Here is a 521-nt window from a genome sequence, read left to right as displayed (position 1 = left end):
GAGGAGGCGCGGGCGCGCCTGTTTCAGCCGTTCACGCAAGCTGACGATTCCACCACGCGCAAGTACGGCGGCACCGGTTTGGGCTTGGTCATTTGCAAGCAAATCGTCGAAATGATGGGGGGCGAAATCGGCTATGAAAGCGTGCCGGATCGAGGGACGACTTTTTGGTTTACGGTCTGTCTGGCGGCCGTGTCAGACGCCGTCGAGCCGGCGTCGCTCCGGCCGATTGAGACGCGGGAACTGACCGGGCGGGTGCTGCTGGCGGAAGATAATCCCGTCAATGCCCTGGTGGCGGAAGAGATATTGAAAGCCTTGGGATTGGAAGTGAAACTGGCCGCTGACGGGCGAGATGCTTTGAGAGCCTGGAGCGAGGGCCGTTTCGATGTGGTGCTGATGGATTGCCAGATGCCCGAGATGGACGGTTTCGAGGCGACCCGCCAGATTCGCGCCCGCGAGCTTGGCGATTCAGATCGCGGAGGCGCTGGCCCGATCCCGATCATCGCCCTGACCGCCAACGCTTT

At 62.0% G+C, this 521-nt stretch carries 1 protein-coding gene; it reads left to right on the top strand.

The features are described 5' to 3' along the window. Window positions 1–521 (top strand): response regulator (locus JNK74_30230; GenBank protein ID MBL7650448.1); only part of this gene is annotated, 521 nt, incomplete at both ends.

The sequence above is a fragment of the Candidatus Hydrogenedentota bacterium genome (genome assembly GCA_016791475.1).
Lineage (GTDB): Bacteria > Hydrogenedentota > Hydrogenedentia > Hydrogenedentales > JAEUWI01 > JAEUWI01.
This window is presented reverse-complemented; position numbering and strand designations above follow the sequence as displayed.